This window comes from Fusobacterium necrogenes (assembly GCF_900450765.1).
In the GTDB taxonomy this organism is placed as follows: Bacteria; Fusobacteriota; Fusobacteriia; order Fusobacteriales; family Fusobacteriaceae; genus Fusobacterium_A; species Fusobacterium_A necrogenes.
This window is the reverse complement of the sequence record NZ_UGGU01000003.1, coordinates 1,015,048-1,036,498: the sequence shown is the minus strand read 5'-3', so window position 1 is coordinate 1,036,498 and position 21,451 is coordinate 1,015,048. Positions and strand designations below refer to the sequence as shown.

The 21,451-nt window shown below is 29.9% G+C and carries 16 protein-coding genes and 1 pseudogene; 4 read left to right on the top strand and 13 right to left on the bottom strand.

From position 1 onward, the window contains the following. Window positions 1-17 precede the first annotated feature (17 nt). Entirely contained in the window at window positions 18-1,319 is a 1,302-nt protein-coding gene (locus DYA59_RS05155; RefSeq protein WP_115270033.1) for an NCS2 family permease, read from the top strand. Window positions 1,320-1,790: 471 nt separating this feature from the next. Here the strand turns inward: DYA59_RS05155 and DYA59_RS05150 are convergent. From DYA59_RS05150 to DYA59_RS05120, 7 genes and pseudogenes are all read right to left on the bottom strand, one after another. Next, window positions 1,791-2,816 (bottom strand): annotated as a pseudogene (locus DYA59_RS05150) (asparaginase); the annotation flags it as partial. 139 nt (window positions 2,817-2,955) lie between these two features. After that, on the bottom strand, window positions 2,956-3,795 hold the full coding sequence (locus DYA59_RS05145) for a 3-hydroxybutyryl-CoA dehydrogenase (protein WP_115270029.1): 840 nt from the start codon (window positions 3,793-3,795) through the stop codon (window positions 2,956-2,958). 47 nt (window positions 3,796-3,842) lie between these two features. Then, window positions 3,843-4,619 (bottom strand): enoyl-CoA hydratase-related protein, encoded by a 777-nt coding sequence (locus DYA59_RS05140; RefSeq protein ID WP_115270027.1) that lies wholly within the window; start codon window positions 4,617-4,619, stop codon window positions 3,843-3,845. 97 nt (window positions 4,620-4,716) lie between these two features. After that, entirely contained in the window at window positions 4,717-5,901 is a 1,185-nt protein-coding gene (locus DYA59_RS05135) for an acetyl-CoA C-acetyltransferase (protein WP_115271494.1), read from the bottom strand. A 386-nt stretch (window positions 5,902-6,287) separates the two neighbouring features. Then, window positions 6,288-8,246, bottom strand: coding sequence for a beta-galactosidase (locus DYA59_RS05130; RefSeq protein WP_115270025.1), 1,959 nt, complete (start codon window positions 8,244-8,246; stop codon window positions 6,288-6,290). 18 nt (window positions 8,247-8,264) lie between these two features. Beyond that, window positions 8,265-9,617 (bottom strand): melibiose:sodium transporter MelB, encoded by a 1,353-nt coding sequence (gene melB, locus DYA59_RS05125; RefSeq protein WP_115270023.1) that lies wholly within the window; start codon window positions 9,615-9,617, stop codon window positions 8,265-8,267. A 19-nt stretch (window positions 9,618-9,636) separates the two neighbouring features. Further along, on the bottom strand, window positions 9,637-11,832 hold the full coding sequence (locus DYA59_RS05120; protein ID WP_115270021.1) for an alpha-galactosidase: 2,196 nt from the start codon (window positions 11,830-11,832) through the stop codon (window positions 9,637-9,639). 296 nt (window positions 11,833-12,128) lie between these two features. Here DYA59_RS05120 and htpG point away from each other — a divergent pair, with 296 nt between their 5' ends. From htpG to DYA59_RS05105, 3 genes are read left to right on the top strand one after another with little or no spacing between them, the layout of a single operon-like run. Then, window positions 12,129-13,952 (top strand): molecular chaperone HtpG, encoded by a 1,824-nt coding sequence (gene htpG / locus DYA59_RS05115; protein ID WP_115270019.1) that lies wholly within the window; start codon window positions 12,129-12,131, stop codon window positions 13,950-13,952. A 59-nt stretch (window positions 13,953-14,011) separates the two neighbouring features. Beyond that, window positions 14,012-15,412, top strand: a complete 1,401-nt coding sequence (locus DYA59_RS05110; RefSeq protein WP_115270017.1) for a thiol-activated cytolysin family protein — start codon at window positions 14,012-14,014, stop codon at window positions 15,410-15,412. An 8-nt stretch (window positions 15,413-15,420) separates the two neighbouring features. Beyond that, window positions 15,421-16,005: a hypothetical protein gene (locus DYA59_RS05105; protein ID WP_115270015.1), complete on the top strand. Its 585-nt coding sequence runs from the start codon at window positions 15,421-15,423 to the stop codon at window positions 16,003-16,005. A 97-nt stretch (window positions 16,006-16,102) separates the two neighbouring features. Here the strand turns inward: DYA59_RS05105 and DYA59_RS05100 are convergent, their stop codons facing one another. The 6 genes from DYA59_RS05100 to plsY all read right to left on the bottom strand — a co-directional run bounded on the left by DYA59_RS05100 (window position 16,103) and on the right by plsY (window position 21,451). Further along, window positions 16,103-17,191 carry a linear amide C-N hydrolase gene (locus DYA59_RS05100; RefSeq protein ID WP_115270014.1) on the bottom strand — a complete coding sequence of 363 codons (1,089 nt, stop codon included), beginning with the start codon at window positions 17,189-17,191 and terminating at the stop codon, window positions 16,103-16,105. Between the two features lie 44 nt (window positions 17,192-17,235). Then, window positions 17,236-17,751 (bottom strand): response regulator, encoded by a 516-nt coding sequence (locus DYA59_RS05095; RefSeq protein WP_115270012.1) that lies wholly within the window; start codon window positions 17,749-17,751, stop codon window positions 17,236-17,238. Window positions 17,752-17,826: 75 nt separating this feature from the next. Then, window positions 17,827-18,957, bottom strand: coding sequence for a DNA polymerase III subunit beta (gene dnaN, locus DYA59_RS05090; protein WP_115270010.1), 1,131 nt, complete (start codon window positions 18,955-18,957; stop codon window positions 17,827-17,829). Between the two features lie 26 nt (window positions 18,958-18,983). Further along, complete coding sequence (locus tag DYA59_RS05085) at window positions 18,984-19,805, bottom strand: sigma-70 family RNA polymerase sigma factor (protein WP_115270008.1); 822 nt, start codon at window positions 19,803-19,805, stop codon at window positions 18,984-18,986. Window positions 19,806-19,836: 31 nt separating this feature from the next. After that, a complete protein-coding gene (locus DYA59_RS05080; RefSeq protein WP_115270006.1) occupies window positions 19,837-20,838 on the bottom strand; it encodes an NAD(P)H-dependent glycerol-3-phosphate dehydrogenase in 1,002 nt (333 codons plus the stop codon). A gap of 10 nt (window positions 20,839-20,848) precedes the next feature. Beyond that, window positions 20,849-21,451 (bottom strand): glycerol-3-phosphate 1-O-acyltransferase PlsY, encoded by a 603-nt coding sequence (gene plsY / locus DYA59_RS05075; RefSeq protein WP_115270004.1) that lies wholly within the window; start codon window positions 21,449-21,451, stop codon window positions 20,849-20,851.

The following is a 21,451-nucleotide window of genomic DNA, read 5'->3' as shown; positions in this document are numbered from 1 at the left end:
TTTATATAGGAGGAAAAATGGAGAACACAGGAATTTTAGAGAAATTGTACAAGATTTCTGAGAGGGGAAGTACAGTAAAACAGGAAGTTATAGGAGGATTAACTACGTTTTTAGCTATGTCTTATATTATATTTGTTAATCCTTCAATTTTAGGAATGACAGGAATGGACAAGGGAGCTTTAATTACAGTTACTTGTTTGACATCAGCACTAGCAACTATTATTTCTGGAGTTTGGGCAAATGCACCATTTGCTTTAGCACCAGGTATGGGATTGAATGCTTTCTTTACATTTACACTTGTATTAGGAAGAGGCCTATCTTGGGAAACTTCATTAGGTATTGTATTTATGTCAGGAATATTTTTCTTTATACTATCTTTAGGTGGAATTAGAGAGAAAATAGCTTATGCTATTCCTATGCCATTAAAAATAGCAGTAGGTGGAGGAATAGGACTTTTTATTACATTTATAGGATTAATTAATATAGGGTTAGTTGCAGCTAATCCTGCTACAATAGTAGGACTAGGAGAGATGAAACTTACTACAATTTTAGGAATAATAGGACTTATTGTAGCAATTGCTTTAGAAATAAAACAAGTTAAAGGAGGTATGCTAATAGGAATAGTTATTACTACAATTTTAGGATTTGTAACAGGAAATATAGCTCTTCCAGAAAAAGTGGTATCACTTCCACCAAGTATAGCTCCAATAGCAGGAAAATTAGATATAGTTGGAGCATTTAAACTATCACTAATAGGACCTATATTTTCATTTATGTTTGTTGACCTATTTGACACCTTAGGAACATTAATCTCTTGCTCAAGACAGGCAGGAATCATTGATAAAGATGGAAAAATTCAAGGCTTTGGAAGAATGCTTTACACAGATGTTTTTTCAACAATAATAGGGTCAGTTTTAGGTACAAGTACAGTAACAACTTATGTTGAGTCAGCTGCTGGGGTAGCGGTAGGAGCTAAGACAGGATTAGCTTCAGTAGTGACAGGATTACTATTTTTATTTGCATTATTATTTTCTCCATTGGTAGCTGTAGTGCCAGGATATGCAACAGCTTCAGCTTTAATTATAGTAGGAGTATATATGTTTAAGCATATAAAAGATTTAGATTTTGGAGATTTAAAAACTTTATTTCCTTGTTTCATAATAATTGTAATGATGCCGCTTACATATAGTATCAGTACAGGATTGAGCTTAGGATTTTTAAGCTATATTCTCATTCATTTGATTACTGGAGATTTTAAAAAGTTAAATATGACGCTATTATTTATAGGAGCACTTTGTTTGGTGAATTTAGTGGTATAAAAGTTATATAAAGAGATTATTTAATAGAAAAGGGGCTGTTGCAAATTGCAATAGCCCTTTTATATATAAATTTATAAATTATCTTAGATATTCAGAAAAAATTGAAAATTTAACAGACTCTATTGAAATTTTCATATTACTATTAATCTTAATTTTTAGTATATTATTTTTATCTATTATAGATTTTATAGTGTGGTTAAAAATAGCATGAAAATTTTTCTTTTCATTTGGTAAGTTAGCATGTATTATATTATTAATTTTCAGCTGTTCAGTAGAAATAGAATTTTCTCCCTCAATACTAATGGATATATAAAGAGGTTCCTCTCTTTTTTCTCTATTTCTTATATTTTTAATTCTTACAACTGCCTCTATAAGATCTTCCTTTTTTAAAGTTGGAGGAATATCTAGATTATATTCGAAATTAGCGGAGTGTAGATCTTTAAAATCTGTAGTTAGGAAATTATATTGACTAATTGTTTGTTCACCACACATATCTATTTGCATAAGTTTTTTGATCTTATCAGTGGAAAGTCTTTTTCCTAAGAGATACATGAGTTTTGTAACAGCTGCTTCAGGGGTTAAGTCTGCTCCACTAATTACACCAACATCAGTCAGCTTAGCACTTGCTTCATAGAGTCCCATCTTTACAAAACCTCTAGTACACTGAGTGATATCAACTATTATTATACCTTTTGAAGCTATATATTTGAGTACATCTAAAAATTCTTGATTAGTAGGAGCATTTCCATTTCCAAATGTCTTTAAAATAACTCCTTTTATAGAATTTGCTTCAAAAATACTTTTTAGATAACTTGGATTTAGACCAGGAAAAAGTTCTAGAATAATTACTTCACTATCTATTGTAATATCAGCATAAAATTTATCTTTCTTAGTTGGAAGAATTCTATCTTTTATCACTCTAATATCAGCTCCAACTTCAGCAATTGCTGGATAGTTAGGAGAGGAAAAACCAAAATAGTTGGTAGCATCAATCTTTCTAGAACGATTACCTCTAAGTAGGCTGTCTCTAAAAAATATACATACCTCTGGAATAAGTTTTACTCCATATAATTCATTTCCAGCAATATGTATGGCTGTGATAAGGTTTTGGAGTGCATCACTTCTAGGAAATTGTAAAGGAACTTGAGATCCTGTAAGTATCACTGGTTTATTTAAATTTTTTAGCATAAATGAGAGAGCAGAGGCTGTAAAAGCCATAGTATCAGTTCCATGTAAAATAACAAAGCCTCTATATTTATCATAATTTTTTGAAATGAATCTAGCTATATCTTTCCAAATTTCAGGAGACATATCGGATGAATCTATCAGTGGAGTAAATTGGTAGTAATTGGTAGAATATTTTTCAAGAATAGGGTGTTCTTTAGTTATCTCATTCCAGTCATTAGCAGGTCTAAGAGGACTATTAGGATCATTTTTATCACTGTGTACCATTCCAATAGTTCCACCTGTATTTATTATCATAACTTTATCAAGCATTTCTTCCTCCAGGATTTTATCATTTAAATTTACTTTTTTATGATATATTATTATGATTATATTTTCAATTTAAATAATGAAAAGAGGCTGTTGTAATTTAAAAATTTACAACAGCCTCTTCATATATCATAGTTAAATATTATTTGTTGTAATTAAAGAATCCTTCACCAGTTTTTCTTCCAAGTTTTCCTCCTCTAACCATTTTTCTTAATAATGGATGAGGTCTATATTTGGAATCTCCAAATTCATTATAAAGAACTTCCATAATAGCTAGACAAACATCTAATCCTATTAAATCTCCTAGAGCAAGAGGTCCCATTGGATGATTAGCTCCAAGTTTCATAGCATTATCTATTCCTTCTGCTGAAGCAACTCCATCAGCTAAAATTCCAGCAGCTTCGTTTATCATAGGAATTAATACTCTGTTAACAACAAATCCTGCTGCTTCTTCTACTTGTACAGGTACTTTTCCAATCTCTTCAGATATTTTTTTAATTTTTTCTACCATTTCAACTGGAGTATTTAATCCTGCAATTACTTCTACAAGTTTCATTACAGGTACTGGATTAAAGAAATGCATTCCTATTACAGGTCTTTTTAAGCCTGCTCCAATTTCAGTTATTGATAAAGAAGAAGTATTAGTTGCAAACATTGCCTCTGGTTTACAAATTTCATCTAATTCTTTAAAAGTTTGTTGTTTAACAGCCATATTTTCTAAAGCAGCTTCAACTACTAAATCACAATCTTTACAAATTTCTTTTGTTCCAGTTGTTATTTTGGCTAATATAGCATCAGCAGTAGCTTGCTCCATTTTTCCTTTAGCTACCATTTTTTCAAATCCCTTAGCTATCTTAGCTTTTCCATTAGCTGCAAATTCTTGATTTATATCACAAAGAAATACTTCATATCCTTCTGTTTGTGCAAATGTTTGTGCTATACCAGAACCCATAGTTCCTGCACCAATTACTCCTATCTTCATTAATTACCTCCTAAATTTACTATATAATATCAATTTTTAGAATTTTATTATCTATTTTTGAATCCTTCTACTTTTCTTTTTTCTAAAAATGCTTTCATTCCTTCTCTTTGATCTTCAGACTCAAAACAACTTCCAAAAAGTTTTTCTTCTAGTATGATTGCTTGATCCATGTCTAAATCCAACCCTTCATTTATAGCTTTTTTACAAGCTCTAACTGCTATTGGGGCGTTTTTAGCTATTTTAGTTGCTAATTTCTTAGCAGCTGGTAATAACTCTTCTAAAGGATATACAGCATTAACTAATCCTAATCTATATGCCTCATCAGCTTTTATGTTTACAGCTCCATATATTATTTCTTTAGCTTTTCCAATTGGAATTAAACGAGCTAGTCTTTGAGTTCCACCAAATCCTGGAGTAATTCCTAAACCTACTTCAGGTTGCCCAAATGTTGCTGTATCAGAACAAAGTCTAATATCACAGCTCATAGCAATTTCACAACCTCCACCTAGAGCAAATCCATTTACAGCGGCAATAACTGGGATAGGAAAAGTTTCAATTTTTCTAAACACATCATTTCCTATCTTTCCAAAAGCTTCTCCTTCAGCTTTTGTGAGAGTGCTCATCTCTCCTATATCAGCACCAGCAACAAATGATTTATCTCCAGCTCCTGTAAGTACTAAAGCTCTTGTATTTTCTAAATCCACTCCATTTAGAGTAGCATCTAACTCTTTTAATACCTCACTATTTAAAGCATTTAAAGCTTTTGGACGATTTATAGTTATTACTCCTATAAAACCTTCTTGTTCGTATGTAATAAAATTCATTTAAAACCCTCCTTGGAATATAAATTGAATTATATTAAGAGCAGATTTAGCTGCTCTTAATAATATTATAGATTAAGATAAGTGAGTTGTTTTAAAATTAGTCCTCTCTTTTAACGATAGCAGAACATCCCATTCCCCCACCGATACATAAAGTTGCTAATCCAGTTTTTGCATTACGTTTTTGCATTTCATGTAATAGAGTTACTAAAATACGGCATCCTGAAGCTCCTACTGGATGTCCAAGAGCGATAGCCCCTCCATTTACATTTAATTTAGATAAATCAAATCCTAAGTCTTTTCCAACTGCGATTGATTGAGCTGCAAAAGCTTCATTTGCTTCTATTAAATCAAAGTCTTTGATTTCCATTCCAGTTCTTGCAAGAACTCTTCTTGTAGACTCAACTGGTCCAATTCCCATGATAGATGGCTCTACTCCTCCTAGTGCTCCATCTACCCAAGTAGCCATTGGTTTTACTCCTAATTCTTTAGCTTTTTCTTCAGACATAACAATAATAGCAGCAGCACCATCGTTGATACTTGAAGCATTTCCAGCTGTAACCATTCCATCTTTTTTGAAAGCTGGTTTTAATTTAGCTATTCCTTCAGCAGTAGTGCCAGGTCTAGGCCCTTCATCAGTATCTACTATGATATCTCCTTTTTTACCTTTAATTACTACTGGTACTATTTCATCTTTAAATTTTCCTTCTTCTTGTGCTTTTACAGCCTTTTGTTGGCTATCAGCAGCAAATTTATCCAATTCTTCACGAGTTAATCCCCATTGATCACAGATATTTTCTGCTGTAATTCCCATGTGGTAACCATTGAATGCATCCCATAAAGCATCATTTACCATTGAGTCTACTAATTCTGCATTTCCTAAACGATATCCATAACGTCCTTTTCTTAATAAGTATGGAGCTGAAGACATATTTTCAGTTCCACCTGCTACTACGATATCAGCTTGCCCTGATTGAATCATTGCAGCAGCCATGTTAACTGTATGTAATCCTGAACCACAAACTACGTTTAAAGTAACTGCTGGAGTTTTTATTGATAATCCTGCTTTTATTGAAGCTTGACGTGCAATATTTTGACCTAATCCAGCTTGGATAACGCATCCAAATAACACTTGATCAACTTTTTCAGCAGGAATTCCCGCTCTGTTTAAAGCTTCTTTAATAACTATTGAACCAAGCTCAGCAGCTGGAACATTACTTAAAGCTCCTCCCATTGCTCCGATTGCTGTACGACACGCACCTGCTAAAACTACTTTTTTTGCCATAACCTTATCCTCCATTTGATTTATTCTAAATAAAGGCATTAATACCCTCATCCATTCTTTCACATAAGTAGATATTATCACATTGTTATTTTATTTGCAATAGATTATTTTATTTTTTTTATTTATGCTTTCTTATTTTCAAAAATATGCTAAAATTTTGACTTTTATATATTTTTTTAGAAAAATATATATTTTTATTTCTGGTTATTATGCTTTATATTTGTATACTATTTTAATAATTAAAACATTATTTTAGAATGATTTTTTGTGTTAAAAAAATAGAACTTCTATGTTATGTTGGTAATTTTTTAATCAATTAAACATCGATATATCCAAGTTTTATTATCTAAAAAAAATTTGATTTTTACTGAATAAAGCATTAAAAATTAACGACTAGAATGTTTTAAAACTTTACATTCAAAAGGTGCAAGCTCAAACTCTTTTACCTTAACTGAATAATCATTATGATTTATATAGATTTTTACTCTATTTTCTAGATTTCCTCTTTCAACTACTTCTACACCTTCAGGAGTAATTTCTTCTACTATATCTGCTCCTTCAAGAACTTTTTCCATAATCTTAGTCATAAGTTTATCTTCTAATCCACAACCTATATAGTAAACCTCTCCAGCCCCAACTTTATTTTTTGTCACAGCTGAAAACTCGTTATAGAATTTATCATCATATTTCATTAAAGTTTGTGCAGTAGTAGGTACAAGCATATCTCTAAATATTCCAGCTCTTCCCTCTACACCTTCAAACTCTTCTATACCTTTTAATGGTAGCTCATCATACTCTTGTAAGCTTTCTGTTTCCTCTATATATACCCCAGTTAAATCAGTATATCTTACAGGTAACATCTCATTTAATGTCAAGTTATTATCTATATCTTTTATAGCATTACGGTAAGTAAATACAACTTTACCACCATTATTTACAAACTCTTTTATCTTAGCTACAAACTCTTCTTTCCAAATTATCATAAATGGAAGGATTACTACTTCATATTTAAAAATATCCATTGTATGAGGAATGATGTCTATCATTATATTTTTTTCATAGAAAACTTTATGTATTCTCTTCATCTCACTATGACAATCTAATAGTATACTTTGTTTTTGTATTCTAAAAGATGCTAATGAATCATAGTCATATATCATAGCTACTTTACTGTTTATTGGAGTTTCTAAAGATTTTTCATTTTCCTTAGCTACTCTAAAGAAGTCTTGAACCTCATAAAATTTTCTTCTCTTTTGGTTGTCAGCATCTATTACACCATAACAAAATTGTTCTGCTCCTTTAGTAGCTCCACGATATCTGAAGTAAATAAATGTTTCAGCACCTCTAGCTACTCCTTGATATGACCACATCTTAGCTTGATTAGGTCTTGGAAGATATCCAGTTATATCATGTCCTTGAGCCCCCATTATCCCCTCTGTTATCCAGAAATTTTGTCTTTTCAACCCTCTCATATAATCCAAACCAAAAGCTATTTCACAAGGTGGAATAGGGTTCTTTTGTCCTCCCCATACTGGATAGTTATTGTAAGCTACTACATCTAATTTTTCTGCTAACTTAGAGTAGTCCACATGCTTATCTAATCCTCCACCCGGAAAATCGTGAATAATTACTGCCTCTGGAATTATATTTCTGATTATCTCAACCTGCATATCAGAATATCTTACAATACTCTCACTTCTAAATCTTTCCCAATCTAATCTTAAAGCTGGATTATGAGTAGTAATTGTAGCGGCTGGTACAGGTATCTCTTCAAAAGAGTTATACTCTTGAGACCAGAAAGTTGTTCCATAAGTTTCATTTAATTTATTGATATCTCCATTAAATTTTTTAGAAAGAAATTTTTGGAATTCTCTTTCACAACATTTACAGAAACACTCATCGCTTCCTTCATGTCCAAACTCATTATCAAGTTGCCAAGCCACTATATTTTTTTCATCTTTATAGTGTTCTACAAGTGTTGTTACAATTTTTTTAGAATACTCTACATATTTTTCACTGTTATAACAGCTTGTATGACGTCCACCAAATCTTCTTTTTTGACCATTTTCAAATTCTGATAATACTTCAGGATATTTTTTAGCAATCCAAGCTGGAATTGTAGCTGTTGGTGTTCCAAAAATTACTTTTAACCCTTTCTCACTAGCTTTTTTTATAACCATATCGAAGAAGGAAAAATCAAATTTTCCCTCTTCCTTTTCCATAATATGCCAAGCAAACTCTCCTATCCTGATTATATTACTCCCAAGCTCTATTATATTGTCTAAGTCCTTATCTATCATTGATATATCCCATTGTTCAGGATAATAATCTACTCCTAACCACATATTATACTCTCCTTCTTACTAAGCATTAGCTCTTTTTTCAGTTAATTTCTCTATAATCTCATCATAATATTCATCATTTAATTTATAATATTTTTTATATATTACATATCCCATAGCTGATAATAACATAGGGAAAATTATCATTAAACTTCTTATTCCCATTATAGCAGAAACTGTTTGTTGTACATTAGCTACATATCCCACTAAAGACAATCCTATTCCTATTAACCAACCACTTACAGCTGAAGCAGATTTAACAAGTAGTGTTTGGACAGAGAAAATTACACTTTCATTTCTACTTCCAAATTTAAACTCTCCATAATCTACAACGTCGGCTAACATAACTGTTGAAATACCTAAAGAAAGTCCAGAACCTAATTTAGCAACTATACCACAAGCAGCAACTAGAGTTGCACTTTCTGGAGCAATATATCCAGCTAAACATAATAATCCAAAACCTATAACTGGTAAGCTACAAGCTAAGAAAAATACTTTCTTTCTTCCTATTTTAGTTGATAACATTGGAAAAGCCATTAGTGCTGCTATTTCAGCTATTCCAGAAAAGCCTGTAAATACAGAGAATAATGCTTCTCTTCCTACCACATATTTGAAATAGTAGATAGCTACCCCTCCAGAGATTTGAGCAACTAAGTTATACATTAAAACTGTTCCTATTAAAGCTACTAATTGATCATTTTTGAAAATCAATCTAAATGTATCTTTTAAATTTACCTTTGGAGCTTTTTGGTCACTTACTATTTGTTCCTTTACATTTATAACCGTTAAAGTTGAAGCAAATATGAAGAAAATTGCTATTCCAACTGCTAGTAGAGAAAATCCTCTTCCCTCATTTCCATTTCCAAGTAATCCTATAACTGGTAGTCCAAAACTTCCTATACTTAACCATGCTAAACTAGCAAATATTCTAGGTACAACAGCTATCTTCTCTCTCTCTTTTTTGTCACTAGATAGAGCTGGTATCATAGACCAGAAAGGAATATCCATTACTGTATAAGTCATTCCCCATAAAATATAAGCAACAGAGATATAAGCATATAACATTTTTCCTTCTAATCCATTTGGTTTAAAAAACATAGCTATTAATACAACAGCATTTAAAATAGTTCCTATAAGTATCCAAGGTCTAAATTTTCCCCATCTACTTCTTGTGTTATCAACTATCATTCCCATCATAGGGTCATTGATTGCATCCCATAATCTTGCTACTAAAAATAGTGTACCAACAAAAGCAGGCACCATTCCTACTACGTCAGTTAAATAATACATTAAAAAAATATATATTATAGCACAAGCATAATCTTTTCCTAATGCTCCTATTCCATATGAAAGTTTCATTTTAAAATCTACCATTTTTAATCCCCCTTATAATTTATTTTATCTCTTTTAATTTAAATATTTTGCTTTGAAAATCTTGTGTTTCTGAATCTTTAGAAAAATATCTATCAGGTTGCGGGAAAACTATTCCTACATTCATAAGTTCATCTCCATAAGCTTCAAATTCATCATTGACCAAATATTTTTTCTCTGAATTTAACCCTTTTAAGATAACTTTTTTATTATAACCAGGATTTGGTTCAGCTAAAATTTGGAAATATCCAACTAAAGCTTCAGATTTATCTTTGTTGACTACTATCCAAGATGTTGTATTTCCTTCAAATGGACTCTCTATTCTATAAAAATCTCCAAATTGAATTAACTTTCTATTTTCTTTATAGAAATCTAGATATTTAATTACTTTTTTATCCATCTCTTCATCAAAAATAAGTGGATTTAACTCATAACCAAAGTTTCCAAAATAAGCTACATGATTTCTAATATCTAAACTTGTTTTTCTAGCGGTTTGATGGTTAGGAATATCTGAAACATGAGCCCCCATAGTGAGTAATGGATATCCCATTGAAGTCCCATGTTGAACTTTTAATCTAACTATTGCATCAGTATCATCACTTGTCCATACTTGTGGCATATAATATAACATACCAGCGTCAAATCTTCCACCACCAGAAGCACAAGACTCAAATAGTACATGTGGATATTTTGTAGTTATTTTTTCTAATATTCTATATAGTCCTAAAATATATTTATGAGGTAAATCTCTATAAGTTATCTCTGTCATATTTCTATTCATATCCCATTTAACATAAGATATTGGAGCTTCAGCAAATCTCTCATCAAGTACAGAAATTATATAATCTTGTACATCTTCTTTCGATAGATCTAAGATATATTGATTTCTTCCTAGAGATAGTTTTCTTCCCTTTACTCCTAATATCCAATCAAAGTGTTTCTTATAAAGTTCACTCTCTTTACTTATCATCTCTGGTTCAAACCAAAGTCCAAACTTCATTCCTTCAGCTTCTACTTTTTCAGCCAACCCTTTTATACCATTAGGTAATTTTTCTAAGTTAGGGAACCAATCTCCTAAAGAACTTTTATCATCATTTCTCTTTCCAAACCAACCATCGTCTAATACAAAAAGTTCAAATCCAAGTTTTTTAGCTTTTCTTACCATATTTAGAAGTTTTTCTTCATTGAAATCAAAATATGTTGCTTCCCAGTTATTTATAAGAATTGGTCTCTCCTTCTCTTTCCACTCTCCTCTCATAAGTCTCTCTCTATATAGTGAATGGAAATTTTGGCTTAAGCTATTAAGTCCTGTACTTGTAAAAGAGATTATAGCTTCTGGTGTTTGAAAGCTTTCTCCTCCATTCAAACTCCAAGAGAAATCAAAAGGATTTATTCCCATAGTCACTCTTGTAGCATCAAAATGGTCTACCTCTACATGTGCTAAAAAGTTTCCAGAATAAACTAATGAAAACCCAATAGCCTCTCCCATATCCTCATCTGTATTAGGTCTTTTTAAAATAATAAAAGGATTTTGATGAGCACTACTTGCTCCCCTTGTACTATCTATATATTGACTTCCTACCTCTAATTTTCTAGTTTTAAGATGTCTTTCTCTCGCCCAAGCTCCTGAAAAGTGTAACATCTCATAGTTATAATCTGGTAAGTCCAATGATAAACTCATTGCTCTATTTAATTTTAGATTTTGTTTTCCATAATTTTCAAATCTAGCATTTCTAGTTAAAATATCTCTTTCGTTGAAAATAGTGTAGGTAAGATATAAGCTACACTCTAAAATTTCATCCTCTAAAGTAATCTCTAAAGTTTCAGCTTCCTCTTCTGATAACACATAAGTAGCTGGTAATCCTTGTAATTTTTCTTTCCCCTTATAAATTCTATATCCTTTATATACAAAATTACTTACCCTACTTCCATTTTCATCCTCTATCTCGAAAGCTGGCTTTCTAAAATCTGTTGTTCCATATGATGGGTACTCCTGTTTGAAATACTCTAATGAAAATCCTGGATCCTCTTCATAATGAGCTATTATTCCAATTCCAACTTCAGGTTTATAGAAAAAATGTGAAAAATCTTCTCTATGTCTTATTTTTTTTCCAAAATAAAGTTGCCCTAATTGTCCATTTTGCATAACATTAAAAACATAACTAAAATTTTTCCCTTGTAAATGAAACTCTTTTTTATTTTTATTTATTCTTATCATATTTCATCCTTTCTAAAAATAACTAACTAGTAAAAAAAATATTTTTTTCTCGTTAAAATTGTTCAAGTATAAGATTTTTTATCTGTTTTTCAACATAATAATAGCATATTACCAAGAAATTTTTCAATATGCTTGAAGTGTTTTTTAGTAAAAATTTTACTGATTTCATATTTTAAATTAGTATTTTGTTTCTGATATCACTTAAGTTTAAAAATTTTGTTGACAACTTTTGTTGATTGTGGTATATATTATTTATTAGCCAGTAATTTATTAGAGTGCTAAGGAGGTAATTAAAAATGAGAAAAGAAGCAAAGGTATTTCAAGCAGAAACTAAGGAATTATTAAATTTAATGATACACTCTATTTATACAAATAGAGAGATTTTTCTAAGAGAGCTAATATCAAATGCTAGTGATGCTATTGATAAGATAAAATTTGAAGCTCTCACAGATAGCGAAATTTTAAAAGAGGATAAAGAATTTAAAATAGTTATCTCTGTAGATAAGAATAAAAAAGAGATAACAATTACAGATAATGGAATAGGAATGACTTATGATGAAGTAGCTGAAAATATAGGAACTATTGCAAAATCTGGTTCGAAAGCTTTTAAAGAAAAATTAGAGAATACTTCAAAAGATGATATAGATATCATTGGACAATTTGGAGTAGGATTCTATTCTGGATTTATGGTAGCTGATAAGATGACTCTTATTACAAAATCTCCAAAATCTGATATGGGAGTAAAGTGGACATCTACTGGAAATGGTTCTTATGAGATAGAAGAGTTTGAAAAGAAAGAGAGAGGAACTTCTATCACTCTTACTATAAAAGATGGAGAGGAGTTTATGACTTTCTTAGAAGATTGGAAAATAAGAGATTTAGTTAAAAAATACTCTGACTATGTAAGATACCCTATTATTTTCAATGATGAAACAATTAACTCTACAAAACCAATTTGGAAAACAGATAAATCTCAACTTAAAGATGAAAATTATAATGAGTTCTATAAATCTACTTTCCACGATTGGGAAGATCCTATGTTCCACTTTCATCTAAAAGTACAAGGTAATATTGAATATACCGCTTTATTATATATTCCTAAAAAAGCTCCAATGGATTTTTACTCAAAAGATTATAAAAAAGGATTACAACTTTATACAAAAAATGTCTTTATAATGGATAAATGTGATGAGCTAATTCCAGAATATTTTAGTTTTGTAAAAGGACTTGTAGATTGTGATGACTTATCACTAAATATTTCAAGAGAGATTTTACAACAAAATAGTGAGCTTACTACTATTTCTAAAAATCTTGAGAAAAAAATCATATCAGAGCTTGAATATGTATTAAAAAATGATAGAGAAAAATATATTGAGTTTTGGGAAGCTTTTGGTAGAAATATAAAATTTGGTATCCACGATATGTTTGGAATGAATAAAGACAAACTTCAAAACTTATTAATATTTAGAAGTTCTCTAGATGATAAGTATGTTACATTGAAAGAGTATGTAGAGCGTATGGGAGAAGAGAAAAAAGAGATTCTTTATGTAGTAGGAGAGGATTTAGCCACTGTAAAATCTCTACCTAAGATGGAAGCTCTAAAAGAAAAAGGAATAGAAGTCTTAATCTTAACTGATAAGATTGATGAATTTGCTTTAAAAACTATGAATGAGTTTGAAGGAAAAACTTTTAAATCAATAAGTGATTCTGATTTTAAATTAGAAGAAAATAAGGAAAAAGAGGAAGAGATTAAAAGATTATCTGAAGATAATAAATCTATGCTAGATAAGATAAAAGAGAGCTTAACGGGGAAAATAGTAGATGTTGAGTTAAGTAATAACTTAGGTAATGGTGCTTCTGCTCTACTTGCTAAGGGAGAAATCTCTCTTGAGATGGAAAAAGTATTATCTCAAATTCCTGGAAATGAAAATATAAAAGCTGAAAAGATTTTAGCATTAAATCCAGAACACCCTTTATTTGTAAAACTTCAAGAGTGTAAAGATACTCCTAAATTTGATGATTTATTAGATGTTCTTTATACAGAGGCTCTTATGTTAGAAGGATTCCAAATAGAAAATCCTGTAGAGTTTATTAAAAAATTAAATAATTTATTGAAATAGAAAATATTTATAAATTATAGAGATAAATTTGAAAGTATATTCGATATAGGAGGTATAATATGACAATTGATGAAGGAATAAGAGGTCTTAATTACGATTCAAAAAAGGTACTAGCTTATGATGGAGAGACTATTAGTCAATTTTTACCTAAGGAGAGTAGTCTTTCTACAGATAAGTTTATAGTTACAACAAGAGCTAAAAGAAACATTACAGACAAACTTTTTGATATTTCTGTAGTAACAAGTACTTTAGATAGAATTTATTTAGGAGCTATATTTTTAGCAAATCAGAGATTAATGGAAAATTTGCCAACAGAGGTTAGTTGTGAAAAAAAATCTCTTTCTTTTAGAGTCAATAACTTGAGCGGCTTAGATAGTAATGAGGCAAGTGCAACTATTGAAAATCCAACTTTAAGTACTGTGATGGGAAAGATTAATGATATAGCACAATTGTGGTTAGATAAATATAGCGCTACAAATAAACATTCGACGATTTTAGATTATAAAGAAAGTATGCTTTATTCAGAAGCTCAGATGATGGCAGAGTTTGGATTAGAAGCAAAAAATTTGATCAATAAGTTAAATATAAATTATGAAAATGTAGGAAAAAAACAGATTTATCTATGTAGACTTAAACAAATTTATTATTCAGCTAGTATGAATGCTGTTATTCAACCTTCAAATCTTATAGCTGATAGTATTACTTGGGAAGATTTTCAAGCAAAAGGAGTCAATAATGATAATCCACCAGTATATGTTTCAAATATAGATTTTGGAAGAGTTGTATATATAAAATTTGAGACTACAGAAAATAGTGATAAAGTAAAAGAAGCTTTCTCGGCGGCAGTAAGAGGAGTTGATATAAGTCAGAACTTAGATTATACAAATATCTTAAAGAATTCATCATTTAATCTAATAGTAGTTGGTGGAACAATAGACGAAAGTAAGGGGGTTGGATTACAAGCTTTAGATGATATGAGAGCAGTTTTAAATTCAGGGCTTACATTTTCGAAGAGTAATCCTAGTTTTCCAATCTCATATACAACTACTTTTCTAAAAAATAACGAATTGGCTATTACAAGTACAAAAACTGAGTATGTAGAGGTGAAAACAGAGGTTTTTAATAGTGGAGAACTTGTATTAGAGCATTATGGGGCATATATAGCTAGATTTTTTGTTGACTGGGAAGAGCTAAATTATGATAGTAAAGGAAATGAAATAGTAACTAAAAACTCTTGGAGTGATAATGGATATAATAAAACAGCTCCATTTAAGACTATTATACCTTTACCTGCTAATAGTAGAAATATAAACATCAAGGCAGAAGGAGCAACAGGACTTATATGGGAGCCATGGAGAACTTCTGTAAATAAGAGAAATTTGCCATTAGTAGAAAGAAGAAATGTCACTATTAGAGGAACAACGTTATCACAAAATGGAACAGTAACGCCTGATAGGTAGTGATGAATATGTTGGCCATTATTGATATAAGAGATAAGAATAGTTATAGAAGTGGAATAAAAAAGTTAAGAGGATGGTTAAAAAAGGGAGAAACTAGCAATGAAGAAATTGTAGTGATTGACGGGAATATTCCAAATAAGAAGCTTACTTTATATTTTGATAATTTAGCTGGTACATATACTCTAAGAAGTATGAGTGTGAATAGTGGAGTAAAACAAGATATTTCTTATAGTTATGTGGTATCAAATAAAACTCTTTATGGTGCATTTAATGATATTGTAAATAAAGGATTAAATTTTTCAGATTTTAATGCTTGCAAATCTGTATTAATAAATGTGATATTTGATTCAGCTAGATTTGAATATTTTTTTGATTATGTAGAAAAGCATATCAGATTTCAAGATATAGGAAGTATCCCTATTGAATTTTATAATTTTAGTTTTAGAGACTATGCTCATATAAGGGAGTTTAGTCATAAAAAATTATATGAGGGACTTACACTTTTAGATGCAGAACGTTATTATTTTAGCAATAAATTTACAGGGAATAAAAATGATGCTTTAAGAGCTATAAAATTTTTTAAAAGTCTATAATTTAATAAAATAACTAGAGCAAGTTGGGTAGTGATTACCAAACTTGCTCTTTATTTATGACTATTTGGATATTTTGTAAAAGTTATAGATTTTATAATTAAAATATAAGTTCTTTAATATTTTCCTCAGGTTTTTCATCTAAAGGTATAGTTGTATAATCTATTTTAGAGAAATTTATTTTTTTCAAATCTATTTTTCTGATTTGGCTGTTATACATAGTTTTATAATAAAATTCTTTATCGTTTAAACTGCTGATGGCTGTCCATTGAGTTGCACTTGGGAGATCTTTTGGAATATAAGTCTTATGTTCAGCTGGATATTCTACTCCTATTGGTAGATCAAAATTATTTAATATATGAATAGCTTCATTAATAGCTTCTTTTGAAGTATTAGCTGGCTTCATAGTATTGAGGAAATAAAAAGCTCTTACAAATCTTGATGGAGGAGTGATATCTCCAGGCAAGCCTATAGCTCCAGTTCCAGCTCCAAATGAGAAAAATTCTTGTCCATTTATATTAAAATTTTTAGCATTTCCAGCATAAAGATTAATATAGTTATTAAGATTTTTCATGTGCCACTCATAGTCAGGAGAGTTAGTTAAAACACCTATCTTATTCTCATGAATTTTTATCTCACCATTGTTTATAATTTCAATAACAATATTTCCGCCTTTTGTATCAGCTACCCTCCAATGAGCTGTAGGAAGAGGATTACCATCTTTATCATAACCAATGTTTACAATTTTTATTTTCTTTAAACCTTCTTTTACTTCATCAACAGTTGAGAAATTTGATAGTATCCAACTTACAAGTTGCATATCTACAATGGATTTTTTTGAATTTTTTTTATCAAATTTAGCTAAACTTCCATAATGAGGAAAGTAAAATAAACCAGCATTAAGACCAGCTTCATTTATCCCTTCTCCTATAAACATATCGGTGATAAGACTAGCTCCCACATAACCATATTTTCCTTTCCACTTATATCCTTCAAATTTTCCATCTGGAGTAAGAGATTGATATTCTTTTTCTCTTGGAGAGATAACTAATTTACTGTTGAGATTACTTTCTCCATATTCAATAGTTCTAGCTTGTATTGTTTTGTTATCCAAAGTTTTTATGGTGATACCTGTACAAGCTAGCGCTAAACTACAAAAGGTAAAAAATAGTATAAATATTAGTCTCATAAAGGGCCTCCTAAGCTTTTAATTTAAATATAGCGTATATGAATTTATATAGTTAATTTTTTTAAAGTCTCTTCAGTAAATTTCTTTATTTCAGCTGTTTTACCTTCGAGTGCTAAGTTTAAAATATTATTGAAATCTTTATTCAAATTTTCTAATATTTTTTTATGATTTTCTTTCATTTCATAAAATTCTATTACATTTTCAATTCTTTTTTTTAGAAAATATGGAACAAAAGGTTTTTCTAAAATATCTTTCACGCCTAATTCATAAGCTTCATACATAATTTTTTCAGAATTTTTAGCTGTAATGATAAAAATTGGTACTTCATCAGCTATTTTTTTATATTTTATAGCTCGTAATACCTCTATACCACTTACTCTTGGCATAACTAAATCCAATAGAATTGCAATTGTTTTATGAGAATTTTCTTTTATATATTCTAATGCTTCATCTCCATCTGATGCTTCAACTATTTTATATTTTTTTTTAAAAATATTACTTAATATTGCTCTATTCATTTCTAAATCATCTACAATTAGTAATGTATCTCTTCTAATCATTTTTCCTCCCCAATCAATAAATATTATCAAAATATTTATTTAAATCCAAAATTTTTTATAATATTAGATTTTTATTTATTCCTTTAGAGCAAGTGGCATTAAAATGTATAAATAATCCTCTACATCATTTTCTTTTATCTTTACAGAACTATTTGAGGCTACGAATTCTAATGTGATATCCTTAGATTTATTCAGATTTTGGATAAAATCAGATAAAAATTTTGTATTTAGGGCTATTTTCATATTTTCTCCTTCATAGTTGACTACTAACTCCTCATTTATCTTGGCTACTTCATTTACTCCATGAACTTGCATTTCTTTTCCATTGAAATAGAAAGTAGCACCGTATTTTGTCTCATTATTATTTCTTACAAATATAGTTATTCTTTTTAAAATTTTCATAAATATTTCAGCATTTATAGTCAATTTTTTATTGTAATTGTTATTTAGTAAGATCCCTTTGTAATTAGGAAAAGCCATGTCTATTATTCTACTTACTATAAGAACATCTGGAGTTTTAAAGAAAATTTGTCTATTGATAAAATAAAAGGTTATTTCTGTGCTTTCTATACTTCTTAGTAACTTAGTTAGAGCTTCTACTGTATTTAATGGAATACTTACTTCTATTTTACTTTTTATCCTTTCTAATTCTTTTTCTAAATAGACTAACCTATATGTATCTGTCGTGATGAACTTTAATCTGTTATCTTCACTTTCCAGTCTGATACAATTTATGGAAAGATTATCACTAGATGGGGAAGCGGCATATTTTATTTTTTCAAATATCTCTGCTAATTCTATGCTATTAATTTTAAATTCCTCTATTTTTTCAGAAAAATTTTCATTTACTAGAATTTTAGGAAAATCCTCAGCATTCATCAAAGAAAATTCTGAAGATGAATCGGAACTTTCTATCAATAAATTTCCATCTATTTCAGAAAAAATTACGGTATCATCTTTTAATTCTTTTAAATACTCTTCTATTAACTGATACTGAAATACAAGTTTTCCAGCTTCTATTATCTCCTTACACTGCATTTCAGTAGTAATAGTTGTTTCTAGATTAGTTCCGCAAAAGAAAAGATTATCACCTCTTGTTTCTATATAAGCACAAGAGATAATAGGTTTTATTTTATTCTCATTAATCGTTTTTTCTATTATTCTCAATCTCTTTAAAAATTCTATTCTTTGTATTCTTATTTTCAATTTCTTTCCTCCTTAGCTAAGAAGTTTTAAAAAAACTTATGCTTATTTTTTTCGCAGTATACTTTTAATTTGTGTAGTGTTTTCTTTTCAATCTGTCTAACTCTTTCACGTGTTATATTAAAGGTTTGTCCTATCTCTTCAAGAGTGTGTATTTCTTCACCATCAAGTCCAAATCTTAGCTTTAGTATCTGTTTTTCTCTATCGGCTAGAACTTTTACTATCTGTCTAACTTCAGACCTCTGGATTTCTTCGATTATACTATCTTCAAGAGTATTATCTTCCCCATCAGCTATGACATCCTCTAACTGAATGTCATCTCCTATACTCATACTCAGAGACATAGGATCTTGAAAAGCTACCATGATTTCTTCTATTTTTTCTTTTTCTATTTCTAACTCTTCAGATATTTCATCAACAGTAGGATATACACCATATTCTCTAACTCTTTTTAAAACATATCTATTAACTTTACTCAATAGATCATATTTATATGAAGGTATTCTTATACCTCGTCCTTTACAAATGATAGCCTTTGTTATAGATTGTTTTATCCACCATACAGCATAGGTAGAAAATCTAAATCCTTTATTCATATCAAATTTTTCTATGGCATAGATTAATCCAAAATTACCTTCACTGATCAAGTCTATAAGACTAAGGCCTCTATTTACATAATTTTTAGCCACGTTCACTACAAGTCTTAAATTAGAAACAATCAACTTATTCTTAGCTTCATTATCCCCAGCTTTTGCTTTTTTCAATAACTCAATCTCTTCGTCTTTTTTTAATATTTCATAATTTCTTATATCTTCTAGATAATATGAAATAAGGTCCTTATCTAAAGTCATTTCGCATCCCCACTTTTTATTTTAATATTAATTAATAAAATTCTTCTTTCAGTTCTCTTTTCATGAGCTCCTCTACCATTTCACGAGCATCTGCATTATTATAAATAATATTATATGTAGCTTCTACTATTGGCATAGATATATTCAAACTTTGAGCTTGTTCATATACAGCTTTTACAGTTGGAACTCCTTCAGCTACCATTGTCATACTTTTTAAAATCTCATGAATAGTTTGTCCTCTTCCTAGGCACTCTCCGACATACCTATTTCTACTATGCTTACTAGCACAAGTCACTATTAGATCTCCTATCCCACTAAGTCCAGAAAAAGTTCTCTCATCAGCTCCTAATGCTTTTCCAAATCTTGTCATTTCAGCTATGCCCCTAGTTATTAAAGCAGCTTTTGTATTGTCTCCAAAACCTATACCATCTGCAATTCCAGCACCTATTGCGAGACAATTTTTAACAGCTGCTCCAATCTCAACACCTATTATATCTTCATTTAAATATACTCTAAAATCTTTTGTGTTGAATAATTCCTGTATTTCGGCTGCTTTATCTTTTTTGCCAGCTGCTACTATTGTAGTAGGAAGGCCAATAGATACTTCTTCAGCGTGTGTTGGTCCAGATAGTATCACTATATTTTTGTGATACTTTCCTATTATCTCATCTTTTATTACTTCTGATAATCTCATACCAGTAGATACTTCTATTCCTTTAGCTGTATTGACTAATATCATCTCTTCGGTAATTTGAGGAGAAAATTGTCTTATTACAGTTCTTAATACTTGAGATGGAACTGAAAAAATTACATATCTAACATCCTTTAGTAGATCCTTACTTTCAGAAGTTATATTTAAGTTATTGGGTAGTTTGACACCAGGAAGATATCTCGTGTTTTCCCTTGAATTTTGAATATTTTCAGCTTGTTGTTTATTATATTCCCAAAGTGTCACATCATATCCTTTTCCAGCAAGGACAAGTCCTAAAGCAGTTCCCCAGCTTCCTGATCCTATTATTACAACTTTTTTCATATACTTCCTCCTATTTTAGCTTAAATTTGTTTTCTGTTCCTTTTAGAAGTCTTTTAATATTACTTTTATGCTTGTATACAACAAATAATCCTATAATAATCGTCATTAATACTAAAGGTAGCTTATTTAAATTATTTTGTGTAGGATAAAAATATGTGAGTAATGGTAACATAATAGCTGATATAATTGATCCTAAAGATATATATTTAGTTATTGTCACAACAGCTATAAATATAATTATGAGTGTAAAAGTTACTTGAGGAATTAAAAATAAAAATACTCCTAAACTTGTTGCTACACCTTTACCACCATTAAAATTTAAAAAAAATGAGAATGTATGTCCTATTATAGCTATCATACCTATAATTAGAAGAAAATTTCCTGTTATTCCAAATTTACTGGCTATAAAAGGAGGTAAAAATCCTTTTATAGCATCAGCTATGAGAACTATTATACCATATTTAACTCCTAAAACTCTATAGGCATTTGTAGCTCCAGAATTTTTACTACCATGTTCTCTTATATCAATACCTTTACAATATTTTCCTATCCATACTCCGTTAGGTAGTGCACCAAATATATATCCTATTACAATAAAAATTACTAGTTTCAT